We start from the raw sequence: 19,117 nt of genomic DNA, 5'->3' as shown, positions 1-19,117 counted from the left end.
GTTTCACCCCGCGATCGTGATCGCATTCCTGCCGCGCCCCTTCCGAGCCAGACCATTCATGTCCGAAAAGCCGCAAAAGCCCGAAGCCAAAGACTATTCCAAAACCCTGTTCCTGCCGCAGACGGAATTCCCGATGCGCGCCGGCCTGCCGCAGCGCGAGCCGGAGATCCTCAAGCGCTGGTACGAGATCGGCCTCTACGAGAAGCTGCGCGAGACCGCGAAGGGCCGCGACAAATTCGTGCTCCATGACGGCCCGCCCTACGCCAACGGCAACATCCACATCGGCACGGCGCTGAACAAGATCCTCAAGGATCTCGTCACCAAGAGCCAGCAGATGCTCGGCTTCGATTCCAACTACGTGCCTGGCTGGGACTGCCACGGCCTGCCGATCGAGTGGAAGGTCGAGGAGGAGCACTATCGCAAGAAGGGCAAGCAGAAGCCCGACTTCCGCGACTCTGCGGCGATGGTCGACTTCCGCAAGGAATGCCGCGCCTATGCGACGCACTGGCTCAACGTGCAGCGCGACGAGTTCAAGCGTCTCGGCGTGATCGGCGACTGGGCCCACCCCTACGCCACCATGAGCTATCCGGCCGAAGCCCAGATCGCGCGCGAATTGATGAAGTTCGCCGCCAACGGCACGCTCTACCGCGGCTCCAAGCCGGTGATGTGGAGCGTGGTCGAGAAGACCGCGCTGGCGGAAGCCGAGGTCGAATATGAGGACTTCACCTCGGACATGGTTTGGGTGAAATTTCCGGTCACCTCGCCCGCGCATGGCGCGCTCGCCTCCGCAAGCATCGTGATCTGGACCACCACGCCGTGGACGCTGCCCGGCAACCGCGCCATCTCGTTCTCGCCGAAGATCGCCTACGGCCTCTATAAGGTCACGGACGCGCCTAGCGACAATTGGGCCAGGACCGGCGATCTGCTGATCCTCGCCGACGCGCTCGCCGCAGAGGTGTTCAAGCAGGCGCGCGTGACGGCATACGAGAAGGTCCGTGACATCCCCGGCGACACCATGGACGCGATCGAATGCGCCCATCCACTGAAGGGGCTTGGCGGCGGCTACGGCTTTACCGTGCCGCTCTTGTCCGGCGATCACGTCACCGACGACACCGGCACCGGCTTCGTGCACACCGCGCCGAGCCACGGCCGCGAGGATTTTGACGTCTGGACCGCGAATACGCGCGAGCTGGATGCGCGCGGCATCCCGACCGCGATCCCTTACACCGTCGACGAGAACGGTGCCTATACCGAACAGGCACCGGGTTTTGCCGGAAAGCGCGTCATCAACGACAAGGGCGAGAAGGGCGACGCCAACGACGCCGTGATCAAGGCGCTGGTCGATGCCGGCAAGCTGCTCGCACGCGGCCGGCTGAAGCACCAATATCCGCACTCCTGGCGCTCCAAGAAGCCGGTGATCTTCCGCAACACGCCGCAATGGTTCATCGCGATGGACAAGCCTATCGAGGGCGCCCCGGGCAGACCCGGGGCCATGGACATTGCGCAGAGCAGCAAGCCGAAGTCCGGCGACACGCTGCGCGCCCGCGCGCTGCACGCGATCTCGGTGACGCAATGGGTGCCGCCGTCGGGCGAGAACCGCATCAACGGCATGATCGAGGCGCGCCCCGACTGGGTGATCTCGCGTCAGCGCGCCTGGGGCGTGCCGATCGCAGTGTTCGTGCGCGAGAAAGGCGACGGCTCGGCTGAGATTCTCCAGGACGAGGCCGTCAACACCCGCATCGGCGAGGCCTTCGAGAAGGAGGGCGCCGACGCCTGGTACATGGACGGCGCCCGCGAGCGCTTCCTCGGGAGTCGCGCCAATGAGGACTGGAAGAAGGTCGACGATATCCTCGACGTCTGGTTCGATTCCGGTTCGACGCACGCCTTCGTGCTGGAAGATCCCGTGCATTTCCCCGGCCTCGCCGGCATCAAGCGCAAGGTCGACGGCGGCACGGACACGGTGATGTATCTCGAGGGTTCGGACCAGCATCGCGGCTGGTTCCACTCCTCGCTGCTCGAGAGCTGCGGCACGCGCGCACGCGCGCCCTACGACATCGTGCTGACCCACGGCTTCACCCAGGACGAGCACGGCCGCAAGATGTCGAAGTCGCTCGGCAACACCATCGAGCCGCAGGCCGTGATCAAGGAATCCGGAGCGGACATCCTCAGACTCTGGGTCGCGGCCTGCGACTATACCGACGATCAGCGCATCGGTCCGGAGATCCTGAAGAACACGGTCGAGACCTATAGAAAGCTGCGCAACACCGTCCGCTGGATGCTCGGCACGCTGCATCACTACAAGCCGGCCGACGCGGTTGCGCCGGCCGAGATGCCTGAGCTCGAGCGGCTGATGCTGCACGAGCTCGCGACCCGCGCCGATGTGATCCGCAAGGCCTATGAAGCTTTCGACTTCAAGAGCGTGGTGGCAACGCTATCGGCCTTCCTGAACAGCGAGTTGTCAGCGTTCTACTTCGACATCCGCAAGGACACGCTCTATTGCGATCCGCCCTCCTCGCTGACGCGCAAGGCGGCGCTGACCACGATCGATACGCTGTGCAACGCGATCCTGAAATGGCTGGCGCCGATCCTGAGCTTCACCGCCGAGGAGGCCTGGCGCATGTACCGGCCGGACGCCGAGCCCTCGGTACATCTGACGCTGTTCCCCGAAGGTCTCGAAAACTTCCGCGACGACAAGCTCGCCGCGAAATGGGAGATCATCCGCAACGTGCGCCGCGTCGTCACCGGTGCGCTGGAGCTCGAGCGCGCGGCCAAGAACATCGGCTCGTCACTCGAGGCATCGCCGGTGATCTACATCGCTGACCGGAACACACAGATGACGCTGTTCGACGTCGATCTCGCCGAGGTCTGCATCACCTCGAATTACGAGGTGCGCGAGGGCGAGGCGCCGGCCGCCGCGTTCCGTCTCGATTCGGTTCCCGGCGTCGCCGTCGTGGTCGAGAAGGCGGTGGGCACCAAATGCGCCCGCTCCTGGAAGATCCTGCCGACGGTCGGCGAGGACGCCGACTATCCTGACGTCACCCCGCGCGACGCCAAGGCGCTGCGCGAGTGGAAGGCGTTGGGAGCCCGCATTTGATGGCGGCCGGCTTGCCATGACCCCTCTCCGCGCTGGCATTCTATCGGCCGTGATTTCGCTCGTGCTGGACCAGGCCTCGAAGCTCTGGCTGCTCAACGTGCTCGACCTCGACCGTCGCGGCGGGCTGAGGCTGATGCCGTTCTTCGACCTGATGCCGGCCTGGAACAAGGGCATCAGCTATGGCTGGCTGCAGACCGAAGGCGCGGCCGGGCAGATCGCGCTGATGGCGGTCAAGGCCGTCGCGGTGGTTCTGCTGGCGATCTGGATGACCCGCGCGCAGACCCGGCTGGCAACGGTGGCGCTGGGGCTGATCATCGGCGGCGCCATCGGCAATGCCATTGATCGCCTGGCCTATGGCGCGGTGTTTGATTTCGCGCTGCTTCACATCGAAATCGCCGGATACACTTACAATTGGTACGTGTTTAACCTCGCGGACGTGGCCATCGTTGCCGGGGTGGTGGCCCTATTGTATGATTCTTTCCTGGGGGTACCCGCCGCAAAAGCGCCCTGATCCCGGCCGATACGGGCCCGGTCGGTGGAACCTTGCTTGCGAGGACGGGCCTGCGCATGGCGCGGCGATTGACAGCGAAACAGACAGGTACTGCGATGCGCGAAAGCGAGCCGAAAGGTTGGATGATGCGAAGCCCGGCGGAAGGGCTGGTGCGGTCGCTGAAGCTCGCTGCCGTCGCACTCGGCATCGGTCTCGTGATGGCCGCCGGCGCAGCCCGCGCTGGCGATGACGACGACGACGAAGACGACCGGACGTTCGAGGAGAAGATCATCGACAATTTGATGACCGGTCTCGGCGCCCAGAGCAGCAGGAGCCTGGAGAGGCCCGGCATCGAATACCGCGAACGTTCGCCGCTGGTGGTGCCGCCGAAACTCGACCTGCCGCCGCCTGCGTCCTCCGCCGAGGCGACCGCGCCGAACTGGCCGAAGGATCCCGAGGAAAAGCGCCGCAAGGAGCTGGCTGCTGCGAGAAAGAAAGCCGGCAACAAGTTCGTGCAGCCATGGGAGGCCGCCCGGCCGCTGTCCCCGGCCGAGTTGAACGCAGCCAAGACGAACGGGCCCACGCGGACCACGAGCAACGACCCGCCTCAACCCGGTCAGAACAATCCGACCTTGAGTCCGGCCCAGCTCGGCTACACCGGCGGCCTGTTTAAACTCTTCAAAGGTAACAGCAGCGAAGCCACGGAATTCAAGTCGGAACCGCCGCGGGGATCGCTGACCGAGCCGCCGCCCGGATACCAGACTCCCTCGCCGAACTACGCTTATGGCACGGGACCGGACAAGACCCGCAAGACGTATTACGACGTGTTGAGTGGCAAGGAAAAAGAGCAATAGCGCTCCTGCCGGCCCGCGTGCTTATGCTGAACTGCCGCAATCATCCGGTGTAGGCCGGATGCGGTACATGACCTATCTTTAACTTCACGATGACGGTGTTCTCTGCTTCGTGACGCAAAGCGCTAGGCCGCACGGTGTAGCATGCCGTGCTTTTGCACCCGGGCATTTGGGTCCGGGCTTTCACAAGGATTGCGATGTCCTCAACCCGATCGGCTGCCTGCCTTCTCGCCGCGATGCTCTCGACTTGTGCCCTCTCAACCGGCGGCGCGTTTGCCCAGACAACGGTAACATCCGCACCACCCAGCAGCTTCACGCTCGGTAACGGCCTCCAGGTCGTGGTGATCCCCGATCATCGCACGCCCGTGGTCACGGAGATGATCTGGTACAAGGTCGGCTCGGCCGACGAAACGCCCGGCAAATCGGGGCTCGCCCACTTCCTCGAGCATTTGATGTTCAAGGGCACCGAGAAACATCCGGTCGGCGAATTCTCCCAGACCGTGCTGCGCGTCGGCGGCAACGAGAACGCCTCCACCTCGGTCGACTACACCAACTACTATCAGCGCGTGCCCCGCGAGCAGCTGCCGACCATGATGGAGTTCGAGGCCGACCGCATGACCGGGCTCGTGCTCAAGGACGAGAACGTGCTGCCCGAGCGCGACGTCGTGCTCGAGGAGTACAACATGCGCGTTGCCAACAGTCCCGAGGCGCGGCTGAACGAGCAGGTCATGGCCGCGCTCTATCTCAACCATCCCTATGGCCGGCCGGTGATCGGCTGGCACCAGGAAATCGAGAAGCTCAATCGCGAGGATGCGCTGGCGTTCTACCGCCGCTTCTATGCGCCGAACAACGCGATCCTGGTGATCGCCGGCGACGTCGAGGCCGCCGACGTGCGCCCGCTGGTCGAGCGCAATTTCGGCCCGATCCCGGCACAGCCGGTGATCCCCGCGCGACGCATCCGCCCGCAGGAGCCGGAGCCCGCCGCTCCGCGCACCGTCACGCTGTCCGATCCGCGCGTCGAGCAGCCCGGCGTACGCCGGTATTACCTCGTGCCGTCGGCGACCACGGCGGCTGCCGGCGAGAGCGCCGCGCTCGACGTGCTCGCGCAACTGATGGGCAGCGGCAGCAACTCCTATCTCTATCGCGCGCTCGTCGTCGACAAGCCGCTCGCGGTCTCGGCCAGCGCCAGCTATTCGAGCATCTCGCTCGACCCGAGCCAGTTCTCGATCTCGGCCTCGCCCAGGCAGGGCGTGAGCTTCGCGGAGGTCGAGCAGGTCATCGACGGCGTCATCGCCGACCTTGTGCAGAACCCGATCCGCGCCGAGGATCTCGAGCGGGTCAAGACCCAGCTCATCGCAGAGGCGATCTATGCCCAGGACAATCAGGCGGTGCTGGCACGCTGGTATGGCGGCGCGCTGACCACGGGCCTGTCTATCGAGGACATCCGCAGCTGGCCCGATCGCATCCGCGCCGTCACCGCCGAACAGGTGCGCGCCGCCGCGCAAAAATGGCTTGAGAAGAAGCGCTCGGTCACTGGCTATCTGATCAAGGACATCACCACCGCAAAGCGCGAGGAGAAGCGTTCGTGACCTACCCCTTCCTCCGCGGCATCGCGCTCTCCGTCGTCACCTCGGTGACGCTCTCTTTGGCGTCCATCTCGCCGTCGCAGGCTGCGGCCAAGATCCAGCACCTGACCTCGCCGGGCGGCATCGAAGCCTGGTTCGTGCAGGACGCGACCGTGCCGCTGATCGCGATGGAGTATTCCTTTGCCGGTGGCTCCTCGCAGGACCCCAAGGACAAGCCGGGCGTCGCCAACCTCGTCGGCGATCTCCTCGACGAAGGCTCCGGCGATCTCGATTCCAAGGCCTTCCACGAGCGGCTCGACCGCCGCGCTATCGAGCTCAGCTTCAGTGCAGCCCGCGACGCGTTCCGCGGCAGCCTGCGCATGCTCCGCGACAACAAGGACGAGGCGTTCGACCTGTTGCGGATGGCATTGACCTCGCCGCATTTCGAAACCGCTGACGTCGAGCGAATCCGTTCCCAGGTGATCTCGGGCCTGCGTCGCGACACCACCAATCCCACCGCGCTCGCCAGCCGCAAATTCCTGGAGACCGCCTTCGGCGACCATCCGTATGGGCGGCAGACCAGCGGAACGCTGGCGAGCGTTCCGAACATCACGGTCGCCGACATGAAGGACTATGTGAGCCGCGTGCTGGCCAAGGATACACTGAAGGTCGCGGTCGTCGGCGACGTCGACCCCGCAACGCTCGGCACGCTGCTCGACAAGACGTTCGGCAGCCTGCCCGCCAAAGCAAACCTCGCACCGGTCCCCGACGTCGAGTCAGCCGCGCCGCCGCAGCGCGCCTTCGTGCCGCTCGACGTGCCGCAGACCGTGATCACCTTCGGCGGGCCCGGCGTGAAGCGCAGCGATCCGAACTTCATGGCCGCCTACGTCGTCAACCATATCCTGGGCGGCGGCGGATTGTCCTCGCGGCTCTATCGCGAGGTGCGCGAGAAGCGCGGGCTCGCCTATTCGGTGTTTGAATCGCTGTTGTGGATGGAGCACTCGGCCGTCTTCATCGGCAACACCGGCACGCGCGCGGACCGCGCCGGCGACACGCTTGACGCCATCGAGAGGGAGGTGCGCCGCATCGCCGAGGAGGGACCGACGCAGAAGGAGCTCGACGAGGCCAAGTCGTACCTCAAGGGCTCGCAGATGCTGGCGCTCGACACCTCCTCCAAGCTCGCCCAGACGCTTCTGCAGTATCAGCAGGACAAGCTGCCGATCGACTACATCGAGAAGCGCAACGCTATCGTCGATGCCGTGACGCTGGATGACGCCAAGCAGGCCGCGAGGCGGCTGTGGAGCCAGGGCCTGTTGACCGTCATCGTCGGCCGCGCGCCCCAGGCCGCCGCGCAGCCCGCCGCAGCGCCCGCGCCGAAGTCGAACTGAACTCGCGCTTCTCCGCATTGAATGGCCGGGCTTGCCCCGGCCATTCGCATTTTCCATGATGCAGCATTGCCAAATGAGGGTGCCCGCGATAGGTCGAGGCATCACGAATGGTGCCACCATGCTGCGGATTTCCCGCGATCTCGTCATCGACGAAGACGACATCGAGATCGGCTTCGTCCGCGCCTCGGGCCCGGGCGGACAGAACGTCAACAAGGTCGCGACCTCGGCGCAACTGCGCTTCGACACGCGCAAGTTGACCTTGCCGGAGGACGCTGCCTTGCGCCTTGCGCGCCTCGCCGGCCAGCGCATGACCAAGGACGGCGTCATCGTAATCCAGGCGCAGCGTTTTCGCACTCAGGAGCGCAACCGCCAGGACGCGATCGACCGTCTGCTCGAGATGCTGCGCGAGGCCATTGTGCGGCCGACGCCACGCCGCGCGACGCGCCCGACCTTCGCCTCCAAGCAGCGCCGGCTCGACGGCAAGAAGCGCCGCAGCGACATCAAGGCGGGGCGGGGCGGCCGTGGCTTCGACGATTGAACGCAGGAAGGCCTCCGGCCGCAGAGCGACCGGAGGTTTGCTGTTTCGCGTCTCGGCGTTAGTAGCGCTTGCCGGTGGCGGCAGCGCCCGACGTGGAATCGTCGACCGCCCCTTTATGCGTCGCGCTCCCGGTGGTGCCGACGGTGCCCTTCGTCCCCTTGGTCGATTTCATGCCTATCTTCTCGCCCGCAGCTCCCGACTGCGCGCCCGCATCATCATCTTCGCTGCCGGACAGGCCGCCCTGCATGGGCTTGCTTTGCACGGTGCCGCGCGTCTTGGCGTCGGTCGACGTACCTTGTGCAAGAACGGGTCCCGCAATGAGGGCCGAGAGAGCGCATGCGATCACAGAGGTCTTCACCAACTTCATCCATTTCTCCTGGATTTTATTCGCGACGGAACGGTGCGATGCTTCCTTGCGCCATTCGCCTGCACCGAACCGAGCGCGTCGCGTGGATAGCGCGAACGGCGCAGCCGTGATGCAATCCGCTTCGTGTGGTCTTCGTTGAGGGATTTCGGGGCGATTTCGCGGAATTGGTCACCGCATATGCGGCAGCACCGCACATGCAGCCCCACAACGATCTGGATCTGGTTTGTGGGCAGCTCGGACTTCCCCCATGCATTTGGGTCGCGGCGGGGATAAACTGCGCCGTCATTGAGAGAATCCATGCCCGTCCGCCAGCTTCCGGAGCAAGTTGTCAACCGCATCGCCGCCGGCGAGGTGGTCGAGCGTCCGGCGAGCGTGGTCAAGGAACTCGTGGAGAATGCGATCGATGCCGGCGCGAGCCGCATCGACGTCTTCTCCGATGGCGGCGGCCGGCGGCGGATCGGCATCACCGACGACGGCAGCGGCATGACCGCGAGGGATCTCTCGCTCGCGGTCGAGCGCCACGCCACCTCCAAGCTCGACGACGAGGATCTCCTGGAAATCCGCACGCTCGGGTTCCGCGGCGAGGCGCTGCCCTCGATCGGCTCGGTCGCACGCCTTTCGATCACCACGCGCCACGCCGGTGAGCCGCACGCTTGGGCGCTGTCGGTCGAGGGCGGCGAGAAGTCCGAGATCATGCCGGCAGCGCTGGCTCTTGGCACGCGCGTCGAGGTCAACGACCTCTTCTACGCGACACCTGCGCGGTTGAAGTTTCTGAAGACCGACCGCACCGAGGCCGAGGCGATCCGCGAGGTGGTACGGCGGCTGGCGATGGCGCGGCCCGACATCGCCTTCACGCTCGCGGGCGAAGAGCGCGCGCCGGTCACCTGGGCGGCAGCATTGCCCGGCGCCGCAGGCCGGCTGACGCGGCTTGGCGACATCCTGGGCGCGGAATTTCGCAGCCATGCGATAGAGGTTCATGCCGAGCGCGATGGCGTGGTGATCGCAGGCTATGCGGCCGCACCCGCGCTGACGCGCGCCAACGCGCTCGGGCAGTATCTTTTCGTCAACGGGCGACCCGTGCGCGACAAGCTGATCCTGGGCGCAGTGCGCGCGGCCTATTCCGACTATCTGCCGCGAGACCGCCATCCGGTGCTGGCGCTGTTCGTCACGCTCGACCCGCGCGAGGTCGACGCCAACGTCCACCCGGCCAAGTCCGAGGTACGTTTTCGCAATGCCGGGCTGGTGCGCGCGCTGATCGTGCACGGATTGAAAGAAGGTCTTGCGCGCGAGGGCCGGCGTACCGCCGCCAACAGCGGCGGCAGCGCGCTGTCGTCATTCCGTCCCGCGTTCACGCCGCGCCCCGGCAACTGGGACTGGCGGCAGTCGCCATCCGCCCCGACGATACTGCCGTCCTTCGAGGGCACTGCGGCGCCCGCTTTCGCGGAGCGCGTGCAGGCGGCCTTCGACGTCGGTGCGCCGACGGCGGATGTGAGAATCGAGACGCAGCCCGCCGGCGATCTGGTCGACCGTCCGCTCGGCGCGGCGCGCACGCAGATCCACGAGACTTATATCGTGTCACAGACCCGCGACGGTCTCATCATCGTCGACCAGCATGCCGCCCATGAGCGCATCGTCTATGAACGGCTAAAGGCGTCGCTGGCGAAAAATGGCGTGCAGCGGCAGATCCTCTTGATCCCCGAAATCGTCGAGCTGGACGAGGCGACGGTGGAGCGGCTGCTCGCACGCAGCGACGAGCTGGCTTCGTTCGGGCTCGCGATCGAATCCTTCGGCCCTGGTGCCGTCGCGGTGCGCGAGACGCCGTCGCTGCTCGGCAAGACCGATGCGGGCGGCCTCCTGCGCGATCTCGCCGAGCACATGGCCGAATGGGACGAGGCGCTGCCGCTGGAGCGCCGCCTGATGCACGTCGCCGCCACCATGGCCTGCCACGGCTCGGTGCGCGCGGGCCGCAGGCTCAGGCCGGAGGAGATGAATGCCCTGCTCCGCGAGATGGAGGAGACGCCGAACTCCGGCCAGTGCAATCACGGCCGGCCGACCTATGTGGAATTGAAGCTCGCGGATGTGGAGAAGCTGTTCGGGCGACGGTGAATTTGTAGGGTGGGTTAGCGAAGCGTAACCCACCTCTTTAGTTTCCGCGGAAACGGAAGTGGTGGGTTACGCCTTCGGCTAACCCACCCTACGAAGAAAAACGAACTCCGTGTCGTCATAAGCGCGCCGCTCCAATTCCTCGTAACCCTCAGGCACAGCGAATTGCGCTGCCTTCGCTTCTTCGACGACGAGCAGCGCGCCGGACGTCAGCCAGCCGCCATCGCGCAATGAGACCAGCGCCTTCTCAGCGAAGCCCTTGCCGTAGGGCGGATCGAGGAACACCAGCGAGAACGGCTCGACCGGATGCGCGGGTCCGAGATCGGTCGCATCGCGACGATAGACCTTCGTCACGCCGCCCAGGCCCAGCGCCTCGACATTGTTGCGCAACAGCGCGCGGGCTTCAGCGCCGTTGTCGACGAACAGCGTGAATTTCGCCCCGCGCGATACCGCCTCGATGCCGAGCGCGCCGGTGCCGGCGAAAAGATCGAGCACGCGCGCCTCCCGAATCGGATCGTCATAGGCGTGCACGAGGATGTTGAACACGGACTCGCGCAACCGATCCGCCGTGGGACGGATGTCGCGCGAGGACGGCGAGGCGAGATTGCGCCCCTTCAATCGTCCGCCGACGATGCGCATTAGTTTGCCCACCCTGTGGCCACACAAGCGGTGCGCTCCCCTCCCCCTTGCGGGGAGGGGTTGGGAAAGGGGTGCCACGAGCGTAGACCTCTCGTGGGGCACCCCCCTCCCCAACCCCTCCCCGCAAGGGGCGAGGGAAAGAGAGAGAGCTGAGTGAATGACGCAATGCCACGCGCATTTACTCGTCTTTCGGTCTGAGATCGCGCTTGCCGTGATAGCCACGCTTGGGACGGCGCGGCGGGCCGTAACCGCTCGCTTCCATCTCGTTGCGCTCGCGCGCTGCCTCGCTTCCGGTACGTTGCACCAGCACGCGGCGTCCCTTGCGGTCGTTGATCACGGCGCGCTTCATCGGCTTCTTCTCGCGCGGTGCATCATCATCGCGCGAGGCGGGCTTTTGCGGCACGTCGAACTGCGCTCCCGACTTCTCGATCACTTTGTCGCCGAGCTGCTCGCGCAGCACACGCGACTTGATCTCGTCGACCTGGCCTTCGGGAATCTCGCCAAGCTGGAACGGGCCGTAGGACACGCGGATCAGCCGGTTCACCTCGAGCCCGAGATGGGCGCAGACGTTGCGCACCTCTCGGTTCTTGCCTTCGCGGATCGCGAACACCAGCCAGACATTGGCGCCCTGGTCGCGCTCGAGCGTGGCATCGATCGGGCCGTATTTGACGCCCTCGACCTCGATACCGTTCTTCAAGGCATCAAGCTGGGCCTGCGTGATCTCGCCATGGGCGCGGACGCGGTAGCGGCGCAGCCAGCCGGTGTCGGGCAATTCGAGCGTGCGCGCGAGCCCGCCATCGTTGGTGAGCAGCAAGAGCCCTTCGGTGTTGAAGTCGAGCCGGCCGACGCTGATCAGCCGCGGCAGGCCTTCCGGCAGATTGTCGAACACGGTCGGACGCCCCTCGGGGTCGTCATGCGTCGTCATCAGCCCGCGCGGCTTGTGATAGAGGAACAGCCGCGTGCGCTCGCGCGGCGGCAACGGCTTGCCGTCGACGGCAACGACGTCGTTCTGTGTGACGTCTAGCGCGGGCGAGTTGATGACGCGGCCGTTAACGGTGACGCGGCCCTGCGTGACCATCTCCTCGGCGTCGCGGCGCGAGGCGAGACCGGCGCGCGCCAGCACCTTTGCGATGCGCTCGCCGGCCTTCTTCGGCTTCGGCTCTTCCTCATGACGCGGCCGCCGGTCGAAATCACGATCGCGCTCGCGATAGGCGCCGCGGCCCCCGAAGGCCGGACGCTTGGTGAAGATCTGGCTGTCGTCCTCATTGTCACGGCGCGGCCGATCGCGGAAGCGGCCTTCGCTGCGCGGATGCTCCTGCCAGTCCATGCGGCCCTCCGGCCGCTTGTCCCGCGGCCGGCCGAACTTGGGACGGTCTTCGCCAAAGCGTTGCTCGCGCGAGTGCGAGAAACGCGGCCGATCTTCGCCGCGGCCACCCTCACGCCTGTCGTCGCGCTGGCGCCACGGCTTTTCGTCACTGCGATCGCGGCCGCCAAAATCCTTGCCAAAGCTCTTGCCAAAGTTCTTGCGAGGCCGATCGTCACGGTCGCGCGGGCGATCGCCAAAGCTGCGCTTGCGGTCTCCGCCTTCGAAGTTGCGCTTGCGATCCCCGGAGTCGCGCTTGCGATCTCCAGAGTCGCGCTTGCGATCTCCGGAGTCGCGCTTGCCTTCGAAATCGCGATCTCGGCCAAAGTCCCTGCGCGGCCGGTCGGAGCCGCCGCGCGAAGACTTCCGGTCCTCGAACCGCCGCTCGGACCGCTCGCCGCGCGGCGCGCGCTCGTCGGACGCGAATTGCGGACGGTCTCCGCGGGGCTTGAACGGGCGATCGCCACGCGGCTTGAAGCTGCGCTCGCCGCGGTCCTCGCGACCGCGGTCATCGCGCTTGAAGCGCGGCCGGTCGCCATAGTCGCGGCGCGGTGCATCGCCGTCCTCGCGGCGACGGAATGGGCGGCTGTCGCGGTCGCCGCGAGAGGGGCGCTCGTCGCGATCGCCCCTGCCGGCAAAGCCGCGCTTGGCGAACTTCTTCTCGGGGCCGCGCGGCTTGCCGCTGCGGCCCTTAGGCGGGCCTCGATCGCGCCGGCCGCGGGAATCGTTGTCTTTGTCGCTGTCGCGAGGCATGAATAATCTCACTTAAGGGGTGGCCAGAAAGCATTGTGCGCGCTCGTTCCGAGCCGCATGCTCAGGCAAAATCGGTATCCACTCTTGCTGAAGGCGGAGCTAGTAGCAGGTTTCTGGCGATGATACGAGGCATGAAAGCCCCTTCTTTCATGGATTTGGCACTCAAAACGGCCGAAAATGCCGGAAAATCGGGCGAAGTTCCGATCGGATGCGTCGTGGTGCGCAATTACGAGGTCATCGCGACCGCCGCCAACCGGACGCTGACCGACCATGACCCCACGGCCCATGCCGAGATCATCGCGCTGCGCGAAGCCGCCAAGAAGATCGGCAGCGAGCGGCTGGTCGATTGCGACCTCTACGTGACGCTGGAGCCCTGCACCATGTGTGCGGGCGCGATCTCTTTTGCAAGGGTCCGGCGGCTCTATTACGGCGCGGCCGACCCCAAGGGCGGCGCGGTCGAGTCGGGGGTGCGGTTCTTCGCCTCCCCGACCTGCCATCACACGCCCGAGGTCTATTCGGCGGTCGGCGAGAGCGAGGCCGCGCGGCTGTTGCGCGAGTTCTTTCGCGAACGCCGCTAGTTCGCGAGAAAAAACATGCGCAGCGCCTTTGCGGTGACTGCCGGATTCTCCTCGGTGAGGAAGTGCCCGGAATCCACCGGCATGCCCTCGACATTGGTCGCCCATCGCTTCCAGGTGTCGAGCGGCGTAGCGGCGGCTTGCGCGACACCGGCATTGCCCCAGAGCGCGAGCATCGGGATCGTGATCTTGTTGGCGGCCTCGAAATCCGCCTTGTCGAGCTCGTAGTCGAAATAGGCGCCGGCGCGATAGTCCTCGCACATCGCATGCACGCGCGCGGGATCGCGGAACGGCGCGAGATAATGTTCGAGCGCGCGCTTGTCGATGGCGTCCAGCGTCTTCGACTTGGTCTGGCTCGCCATCTTGAAACGGAGGAAGAACTCGCCGTTGCTCGCGATCAGCGTTTCCGGCAAGGGCGCGGGCTGCGCCAGGAAGGTCCAGTGATAGATCTTCAGCGCGTATTGCCGGTTCATGCGCTCCCAGTAATCATAGGTCGGCAGGATATCGAGCACCGCGAGACGCGACAGCCGGCCGGGATGATCGAGCGCGAGGCGATAGGACACACGTCCGCCGCGATCGTGGCCGGCGAGCGCGAAATGCACGTGGCCGAGCTGCTCCATGGCCTCCACCATGCTCTTGGCCATCGCGCGCTTGCTGTAGGGCGTATGCTCGGCATCGCTGCCCGGCATGTCCGACCAGCCGTAGCCCGGCAGGTCGGCGATGATGAGCGTGAAGGCGTCCGCGAGTTCAGGTGCCACGCGATGCCACATCACATGGGTCTCGGAAAAGCCGTGCAGCAGCAGGAGCGGCGGACCCTTGCCGCCGACGCGCGCGAAGATGCGACCCGAGGAGGTGTTGATCCATTCGGAGGCAAAGCCCGGGTAGAGGTCGGCGAGATCGGACATGAGTTTCATCCCCTTGGCTGTCGTTCCCGGGCGCCCACTGGAGCGGCCGCGGGCGCCGCCAACCAAAATATCAAAAACAACCCCATGCAAAGGAGCCCGGGCGTTGCCGATAAGGAGGCTTCCCGATGCGCGCCGGCCGGAAAAACCGCTGTCAGTCCTTGGACTTCTCCGCTTCCACCGCCTGCCAGCCGATATCGCGGCGGCAAAAGCCGTCCGGCCAGCGGATCCGATCGACAGCCTGATAGGCGCGCGCCTGCGCCTCGGTCACGGTCTTGCCGAGCGCGCAGACGTTGAGCACGCGGCCGCCATTGGCGAGGATCGCACCGTCCCTGGCGACGGTGCCGGCGTGGAAGATCTCGACGGTGTCGACCTTAGCGGCTTCATCCAGCCCATCGATGCGGGTGCCCTTCTGGTAATTCCCCGGATAGCCCTTCGCGGCCATCACGACCGTGAGCGCGGATTCCGGGTACCAGCGCAGATCGAAGTTCTTGAGTTGCCCGTCGCAGGAAGCCAGCAGCGCCGGCACAATGTCCGACATCATGCGCAGCATCAGCACCTGGCACTCGGGATCGCCGAAGCGGACGTTGAACTCGAACAGCTTTGGACCCTGCGTCGTCAGCATGATCCCGGCATAGAGCACGCCGCGGAACGGCGTGCCGCGCTGCTTCATGCCGGCGACCGTCGGCAGGACGATCTTTGCCATGATCGCGTCGTGGATCGCGGGCGTCACCAGCGGCGTGGGCGAATAGGCGCCCATGCCTCCGGTGTTCGGGCCGACATCATGGTCGAACACGCGCTTGTGGTCCTGTGCGGTGGCCAGCGGAATGGCGGTCTCGCCGTCGCACAGCGCAAAGAAGCTGATCTCGCGACCGGGCAAGAATTCCTCGATCACGACCTCGGCGCCGGCTTCGCCCAACGCGCCGTCGAACATCATGGCGACGGCGTCCTCCGCCTCGCGCATGGTCTTGGCGACCACGACGCCCTTGCCGGCGGCAAGACCGTCGGCCTTGACCACGATCGGCGCGCCCTGGCTGTGGACATAAGCGAGTGCGTCGGCAGCGTTGGTGAAGCGCTTGTAGGCGCCGGTGGGAATGCCGAATTCGTAGCACAGCGCTTTCGTAAATGCCTTCGAGCTTTCGAGCTGCGCGGCAGCCTTGCTCGGGCCAAACGCCTTGATGCCGGCGGCGGCGAGGTCATCGACGATGCCGGCCGCAAGCGGCGTCTCCGGGCCAACCACCACGAGTTCGACCGCATTCGTCTTGCAGAAATCGATCACGGCGGCGTGGTCGGCGACGTCGAGCGCGACGCATTCAGCCTCGCGCGCCATGCCGGCATTGCCCGGTGCGCACCAGAACTTGGTCACCAGAGGGGACGCCGCGATCTTCCATGCGAGGGCATGTTCGCGGCCGCCGGAACCGAGCAGGAGAATGTGCATGCGAGTCTCAAAACGGGGGTGTGCCGGACGCGTCGGTCGCACGAATCCGCGCCCGTCTCAAGAGGGGCGCCCAGACTCTCGTCATTCCCGAGGCGTGCCCGCATGGGCGCGAGCCCGGAATCCATTCAGCCGCAGAGTTAGTGGTGCGATGGATTCCGGGATCGTCGCTTCGCGACGCCGCGGAATGACAAGAGGCTAAGGCTGCTTTCCCGCAATGATCTCCTGCAAGGTCGCCACATGCCGCGCGAACGCGCCGCGGCCGGCGGCGGTGGCGGTGACGGTGGTCTGCGGCTTCTTGCCGACGAAGGCCTTGTCCACCGAGACGTAGCCGGCCTTGGCCAGCGTCTCGATATGGGCACCCAAATTGCCATCGGTGGCGCCGGTCAGCTTTTTCAGCCGGGAGAATTCCAGGCCCGTCGCCCCCGGCAGCGTGTTCAGCGCCGCCATGATCTTGAGCCGCAGCGGCTGGTGGATGATGTCGTCGAGCTCGGCCATGGCACTAGCTCCGTCGCATCCAGAGGCCGCCGACGATCATGATCTGGCTGGCGATACCGTAGATCCGCGACTGCCCTACGCGCTGGACGATGTCGTCGATCTGGGCGAGCGCTTCGGAGGCCTGCTTGCTGTCGATCATGACTGGCCGCTCCCGTGTGTTGCGGCGTCTTCGGCGATTGCCGAGACGGCCTTCGGATTGGTGACGATCCCCATGTGGTTGATGACTTCGAGCACCTTGACGTCGACCGTCGGTTTGATCGCCTGCACGGCCTCGGCTCCATGGCTCAAATTCCGTCGGACGAACCAAAACAGATAACTCTATAATACAGAGTACTCTTTCCATCAATCTGCCGATTGGCGCTTCCGGGCGAAAATCCTTAACGTCAGTATCGATCCCCAAATGCCGAATCGTTTGCCGATGCCCGCGGAACCCCTGCTCAACACGCCCGAATTCACCGTCTCTGAGCTCTCGCTGTCCCTGAAACGGACGGTCGAGGACACCTATGGCCATGTCCGGGTCCGCGGCGAGATCTCGGGTTTTCGCGGCCCGCATTCCTCCGGGCATTGCTATTTCGCGCTCAAGGACGAGAGCGCCAAGATCGAGGCGGTGATCTGGAAGGGCATGCACAGCCGGATGCGCTTCAAACCGCAGGAGGGGCTCGAGGTCATCGCGACCGGCAAGCTCACCACCTATCCCGGCACCTCGAAGTACCAGATCGTGATCGAGGCGCTCGAGCCCGCCGGCATCGGCGCGCTGATGGCGCTGATGGAGGAGCGCAAGAAGAAGCTCGCGGCCGAAGGCCTGTTCGACGCGGCGCGCAAACAGCTTCTGCCCTGGCTGCCGGAAGTGATCGGCGTCGTGACATCGCCGACCGGCGCCGTGATCCGCGACATCCTGCATCGCCTGGAGGACCGCTTCCCTCGCCGCGTGCTGGTCTGGCCGGTCAAGGTGCAGGGCGAAGGTTCGGCCGAGCAGATCGCAGCTGCCATCCGCGGCTTCAATGCGCTGCCGGAGGGCGGCAAGATTCCGCGGCCCGACGTACTGATCGTGGCACGCGGCGGCGGCTCGCTGGAGGATCTGTGGTCGTTCAACGAGGAGATCGTGGTGCGGGCAGCCGCCGATAGCATCATCCCGCTGATCTCGGCGGTTGGCCACGAGACCGACATCACGCTGATCGATTTCGCCGCCGACAAGCGCGCGCCGACGCCGACGGCAGCGGCCGAGATGGCGGTGCCGGTGCGTAGCGATCTGTTCGTCGAGGTCGCCGACCTCGCCCGGCGCACCCGCGCCTGCTGGCAGCGTGGCCAGGAGAGCCGCCGCAACGAGCTGCGCGCGGCGGCGCGCGCCCTGCCCGCGGCGAGCGATCTCCTGGCGATCCCGCGGCAGCGGCTGGATTCCGCGGGCGCCGCCCTTCCCCGCGGGCTCAAGGCCAATACGCATGCGCATTTCCGCCGTTTCGCCGCGACCAGCGCGCGGCTGACGCTGCGCGTGCTGCACGGCCAGATCGCGCAGGCCGATCATCGCCTCACCGTGTGCGGCGAACGGCTCGGCCTCTCCGCGCGATCCTTGTTGCGACAGCGGCGCGACCGCTTTACCGGGCTCGAGGTTCGCCTACGCGCCTCGATGTTCTCCAATGCGCAGGCGCAGCGCAATGCGATCGCTCGCCAGCGCGAGCGCACCCACCGGCTTTCCGAGCGCGCCCAGCGCGCACTGACAACGCTCTTGCAGCGGCTCGATGCGCGCGTCGAGAACAGCGGAAAACTGCTCTCCGCGCTGTCCTACCGCGGCGTGCTCGCGCGCGGCTTTGCGCTGGTGCGCGATGAGGCCGGACATCCCGTGCATGCCGCGGATGCCATCGGCCCGGCCGCGCGGCTCGAGATCGAGTTCGCCGATGGACGCGTTGGCGCGACCGCGGACGCGGACCGGCCGGCGCCTGAGGCACGCACGCCCGCGCAGCCGAAGCCGGCGTCGCGCGAGACAAAGCCGGCACCGAAGCGCGTTGCGAAGCCGGTGGATCAGGGAAGCTTATTCTGAGCGCAGCGGCGGCGGGACGATCTCAGTTTTCGTCGCAACGAAAATCGGGTACTCGCCGCACTCACCGCTGCGATCCCTCCCCCCTTGCGGGGGAGGGTTAGGGAGGGGGTGCCACACGGCACGCTCTCTCCGGTGTTGAACGACTCCGGTGTTGCTACTACTAGCGTGCAGCCAACACCTTTTCCTGGGCTACCCCCCTCCCCAGCCCTCCCCCGCAAGGGGGGAGGGAGCACAGTGAGCGCTGTGGCGCGATATCGTGTTCCTCAGCGGCAGGACAATCCCGCATCCATCGTGGTCCAGAAGCCGCAATGTTCCGGTGCGGCCATCGGCACGCCGGCGTGGGCCTCATAGAGCAGGATCGCGATCGAGAAGACGACCAGCGCGGAAGAGAACAGGAAGAAACGGTTCATCATGGTGAATGGCGTTTAGCCGACATCGTGGTCGAACTATGACAGGCTGCGGGATTTGCGCTGAAACCGGCGTCTGCGCAATCCGTAGCTCTACCTGTCGGCCACGACGAC

18 protein-coding genes and 1 pseudogene are annotated in these 19,117 nt (G+C 65.9%); 9 read left to right on the top strand and 10 right to left on the bottom strand.

Translation table 11 applies throughout. The features are described from left to right. Nucleotides 1-58 precede the first annotated feature (58 nt). The 6 genes from ileS (at nucleotide 59) to arfB (ending at nucleotide 7,926) form a co-directional block, all read left to right on the top strand. On the top strand, nucleotides 59-3,094 hold the full coding sequence (gene ileS / locus QA640_RS08650; RefSeq protein WP_283040283.1) for an isoleucine--tRNA ligase: 3,036 nt from the start codon (nucleotides 59-61) through the stop codon (nucleotides 3,092-3,094). A 16-nt stretch (nucleotides 3,095-3,110) separates the two neighbouring features. After that, nucleotides 3,111-3,605: a signal peptidase II gene (gene lspA, locus QA640_RS08645; RefSeq protein WP_283040282.1), complete on the top strand. Its 495-nt coding sequence runs from the start codon at nucleotides 3,111-3,113 to the stop codon at nucleotides 3,603-3,605. 95 nt (nucleotides 3,606-3,700) lie between these two features. Next, nucleotides 3,701-4,438 carry a hypothetical protein gene (locus QA640_RS08640; RefSeq protein ID WP_283042750.1) on the top strand — a complete coding sequence of 246 codons (738 nt, stop codon included), beginning with the start codon at nucleotides 3,701-3,703 and terminating at the stop codon, nucleotides 4,436-4,438. A 194-nt stretch (nucleotides 4,439-4,632) separates the two neighbouring features. Then, on the top strand, nucleotides 4,633-6,024 hold the full coding sequence (locus QA640_RS08635; RefSeq protein WP_283040281.1) for a pitrilysin family protein: 1,392 nt from the start codon (nucleotides 4,633-4,635) through the stop codon (nucleotides 6,022-6,024). Beyond that, nucleotides 6,021-7,388: a pitrilysin family protein gene (locus QA640_RS08630; protein ID WP_283040280.1), complete on the top strand. Its 1,368-nt coding sequence runs from the start codon at nucleotides 6,021-6,023 to the stop codon at nucleotides 7,386-7,388. Before QA640_RS08635 ends, QA640_RS08630 begins: the two co-directional genes overlap by 4 nt. A 118-nt stretch (nucleotides 7,389-7,506) precedes the next feature. Further along, nucleotides 7,507-7,926 (top strand): alternative ribosome rescue aminoacyl-tRNA hydrolase ArfB, encoded by a 420-nt coding sequence (gene arfB / locus QA640_RS08625; protein ID WP_283040279.1) that lies wholly within the window; start codon nucleotides 7,507-7,509, stop codon nucleotides 7,924-7,926. Between the two features lie 58 nt (nucleotides 7,927-7,984). Here arfB and QA640_RS08620 read toward each other — a convergent pair whose 3' ends face one another. Together QA640_RS08620 and QA640_RS08615 are read right to left on the bottom strand one after the other, a co-directional pair. Beyond that, a complete protein-coding gene (locus QA640_RS08620) occupies nucleotides 7,985-8,293 on the bottom strand; it encodes a hypothetical protein (protein WP_283040278.1) in 309 nt (102 codons plus the stop codon). Next, the gene (locus tag QA640_RS08615; protein ID WP_283040277.1) at nucleotides 8,290-8,592 is read right to left on the bottom strand and encodes a hypothetical protein; all 303 of its coding nucleotides are present in this window, start codon (nucleotides 8,590-8,592) and stop codon (nucleotides 8,290-8,292) included. Before QA640_RS08615 ends, QA640_RS08620 begins: the two co-directional genes overlap by 4 nt. On the opposite strand from QA640_RS08615, the gene mutL reads away from it, so the two are divergent. Further along, complete coding sequence (gene mutL, locus QA640_RS08610) at nucleotides 8,591-10,399, top strand: DNA mismatch repair endonuclease MutL (protein WP_283040276.1); 1,809 nt, start codon at nucleotides 8,591-8,593, stop codon at nucleotides 10,397-10,399. The two genes, QA640_RS08615 and mutL, sit on opposite strands and share 2 nt — an antisense overlap. Nucleotides 10,400-10,477: 78 nt before the next feature. Here the strand turns inward: mutL and rsmD are convergent, their stop codons facing one another. Together rsmD and QA640_RS08600 are read right to left on the bottom strand one after the other, a co-directional pair. Next, nucleotides 10,478-11,035, bottom strand: coding sequence for a 16S rRNA (guanine(966)-N(2))-methyltransferase RsmD (rsmD, locus tag QA640_RS08605; protein ID WP_283040275.1), 558 nt, complete (start codon nucleotides 11,033-11,035; stop codon nucleotides 10,478-10,480). Between the two features lie 178 nt (nucleotides 11,036-11,213). Further along, on the bottom strand, nucleotides 11,214-13,151 hold the full coding sequence (locus tag QA640_RS08600; protein ID WP_283040274.1) for a pseudouridine synthase: 1,938 nt from the start codon (nucleotides 13,149-13,151) through the stop codon (nucleotides 11,214-11,216). Between the two features lie 119 nt (nucleotides 13,152-13,270). On the opposite strand from QA640_RS08600, the gene QA640_RS08595 reads away from it, so the two are divergent. Next, nucleotides 13,271-13,729 carry a nucleoside deaminase gene (locus QA640_RS08595; RefSeq protein ID WP_283040273.1) on the top strand — a complete coding sequence of 153 codons (459 nt, stop codon included), beginning with the start codon at nucleotides 13,271-13,273 and terminating at the stop codon, nucleotides 13,727-13,729. Here QA640_RS08595 and QA640_RS08590 read toward each other — a convergent pair. The 5 genes and pseudogenes from QA640_RS08590 to QA640_RS08570 all read right to left on the bottom strand — a co-directional run. Beyond that, nucleotides 13,726-14,631: an alpha/beta hydrolase gene (locus tag QA640_RS08590; RefSeq protein ID WP_283040272.1), complete on the bottom strand. Its 906-nt coding sequence runs from the start codon at nucleotides 14,629-14,631 to the stop codon at nucleotides 13,726-13,728. The genes QA640_RS08595 and QA640_RS08590 overlap by 4 nt on opposite strands. 151 nt (nucleotides 14,632-14,782) lie before the next feature. After that, nucleotides 14,783-16,066: a phosphoribosylamine--glycine ligase gene (purD, locus tag QA640_RS08585; protein WP_283040271.1), complete on the bottom strand. Its 1,284-nt coding sequence runs from the start codon at nucleotides 16,064-16,066 to the stop codon at nucleotides 14,783-14,785. A 195-nt stretch (nucleotides 16,067-16,261) separates the two neighbouring features. After that, the gene (locus QA640_RS08580; RefSeq protein ID WP_283040270.1) at nucleotides 16,262-16,561 is read right to left on the bottom strand and encodes a transcriptional regulator; all 300 of its coding nucleotides are present in this window, start codon (nucleotides 16,559-16,561) and stop codon (nucleotides 16,262-16,264) included. 4 nt (nucleotides 16,562-16,565) lie between these two features. Continuing rightward, nucleotides 16,566-16,700, bottom strand: a complete 135-nt coding sequence (locus tag QA640_RS08575; RefSeq protein ID WP_283040269.1) for a hypothetical protein — start codon at nucleotides 16,698-16,700, stop codon at nucleotides 16,566-16,568. Further along, a pseudogene (locus QA640_RS08570) lies at nucleotides 16,697-16,837 on the bottom strand (alpha/beta hydrolase); the annotation flags it as partial. The pseudogene QA640_RS08570 and the gene QA640_RS08575, both read right to left, overlap by 4 nt. A 124-nt stretch (nucleotides 16,838-16,961) precedes the next feature. On the opposite strand from QA640_RS08570, the gene xseA reads away from it, so the two are divergent. Then, nucleotides 16,962-18,596 carry an exodeoxyribonuclease VII large subunit gene (gene xseA / locus QA640_RS08565; RefSeq protein WP_283040268.1) on the top strand — a complete coding sequence of 545 codons (1,635 nt, stop codon included), beginning with the start codon at nucleotides 16,962-16,964 and terminating at the stop codon, nucleotides 18,594-18,596. 263 nt (nucleotides 18,597-18,859) lie between these two features. Here xseA and QA640_RS08560 read toward each other — a convergent pair whose 3' ends face one another. Further along, nucleotides 18,860-19,009, bottom strand: a complete 150-nt coding sequence (locus QA640_RS08560) for a hypothetical protein (RefSeq protein WP_283040267.1) — start codon at nucleotides 19,007-19,009, stop codon at nucleotides 18,860-18,862. Nucleotides 19,010-19,117 lie beyond the last annotated feature (108 nt).

This window comes from Bradyrhizobium sp. CB82 (genome assembly GCF_029714405.1).
GTDB lineage: Bacteria > Pseudomonadota > Alphaproteobacteria > Rhizobiales > Xanthobacteraceae > Bradyrhizobium.
This window is presented reverse-complemented; position numbering and strand designations above follow the sequence as displayed.

Coding starts and splice junctions, on each gene's coding strand:
- ileS (WP_283040283.1), top strand. CDS start 59: ATGTCCGAAAAGCCGCAAAAGCCCGAAGCCAAAGACTATTCCAAAACC.
- lspA (WP_283040282.1), top strand. CDS start 3,111: ATGACCCCTCTCCGCGCTGGCATTCTATCGGCCGTGATTTCGCTCGTG.
- QA640_RS08640 (WP_283042750.1), top strand. CDS start 3,701: ATGCGCGAAAGCGAGCCGAAAGGTTGGATGATGCGAAGCCCGGCGGAA.
- QA640_RS08635 (WP_283040281.1), top strand. CDS start 4,633: ATGTCCTCAACCCGATCGGCTGCCTGCCTTCTCGCCGCGATGCTCTCG.
- arfB (WP_283040279.1), top strand. CDS start 7,507: ATGCTGCGGATTTCCCGCGATCTCGTCATCGACGAAGACGACATCGAG.
- QA640_RS08620 (WP_283040278.1), bottom strand. CDS start 8,293: ATGAAGTTGGTGAAGACCTCTGTGATCGCATGCGCTCTCTCGGCCCTC.
- mutL (WP_283040276.1), top strand. CDS start 8,591: ATGCCCGTCCGCCAGCTTCCGGAGCAAGTTGTCAACCGCATCGCCGCC.
- QA640_RS08615 (WP_283040277.1), bottom strand. CDS start 8,592: ATGGATTCTCTCAATGACGGCGCAGTTTATCCCCGCCGCGACCCAAAT.
- rsmD (WP_283040275.1), bottom strand. CDS start 11,035: ATGCGCATCGTCGGCGGACGATTGAAGGGGCGCAATCTCGCCTCGCCG.
- QA640_RS08600 (WP_283040274.1), bottom strand. CDS start 13,151: ATGCCTCGCGACAGCGACAAAGACAACGATTCCCGCGGCCGGCGCGAT.
- QA640_RS08595 (WP_283040273.1), top strand. CDS start 13,271: ATGATACGAGGCATGAAAGCCCCTTCTTTCATGGATTTGGCACTCAAA.
- QA640_RS08590 (WP_283040272.1), bottom strand. CDS start 14,631: ATGTCCGATCTCGCCGACCTCTACCCGGGCTTTGCCTCCGAATGGATC.
- purD (WP_283040271.1), bottom strand. CDS start 16,066: ATGCACATTCTCCTGCTCGGTTCCGGCGGCCGCGAACATGCCCTCGCA.
- QA640_RS08580 (WP_283040270.1), bottom strand. CDS start 16,561: ATGGCCGAGCTCGACGACATCATCCACCAGCCGCTGCGGCTCAAGATC.
- QA640_RS08575 (WP_283040269.1), bottom strand. CDS start 16,700: ATGATCGACAGCAAGCAGGCCTCCGAAGCGCTCGCCCAGATCGACGAC.
- xseA (WP_283040268.1), top strand. CDS start 16,962: ATGCCGAATCGTTTGCCGATGCCCGCGGAACCCCTGCTCAACACGCCC.
- QA640_RS08560 (WP_283040267.1), bottom strand. CDS start 19,009: ATGATGAACCGTTTCTTCCTGTTCTCTTCCGCGCTGGTCGTCTTCTCG.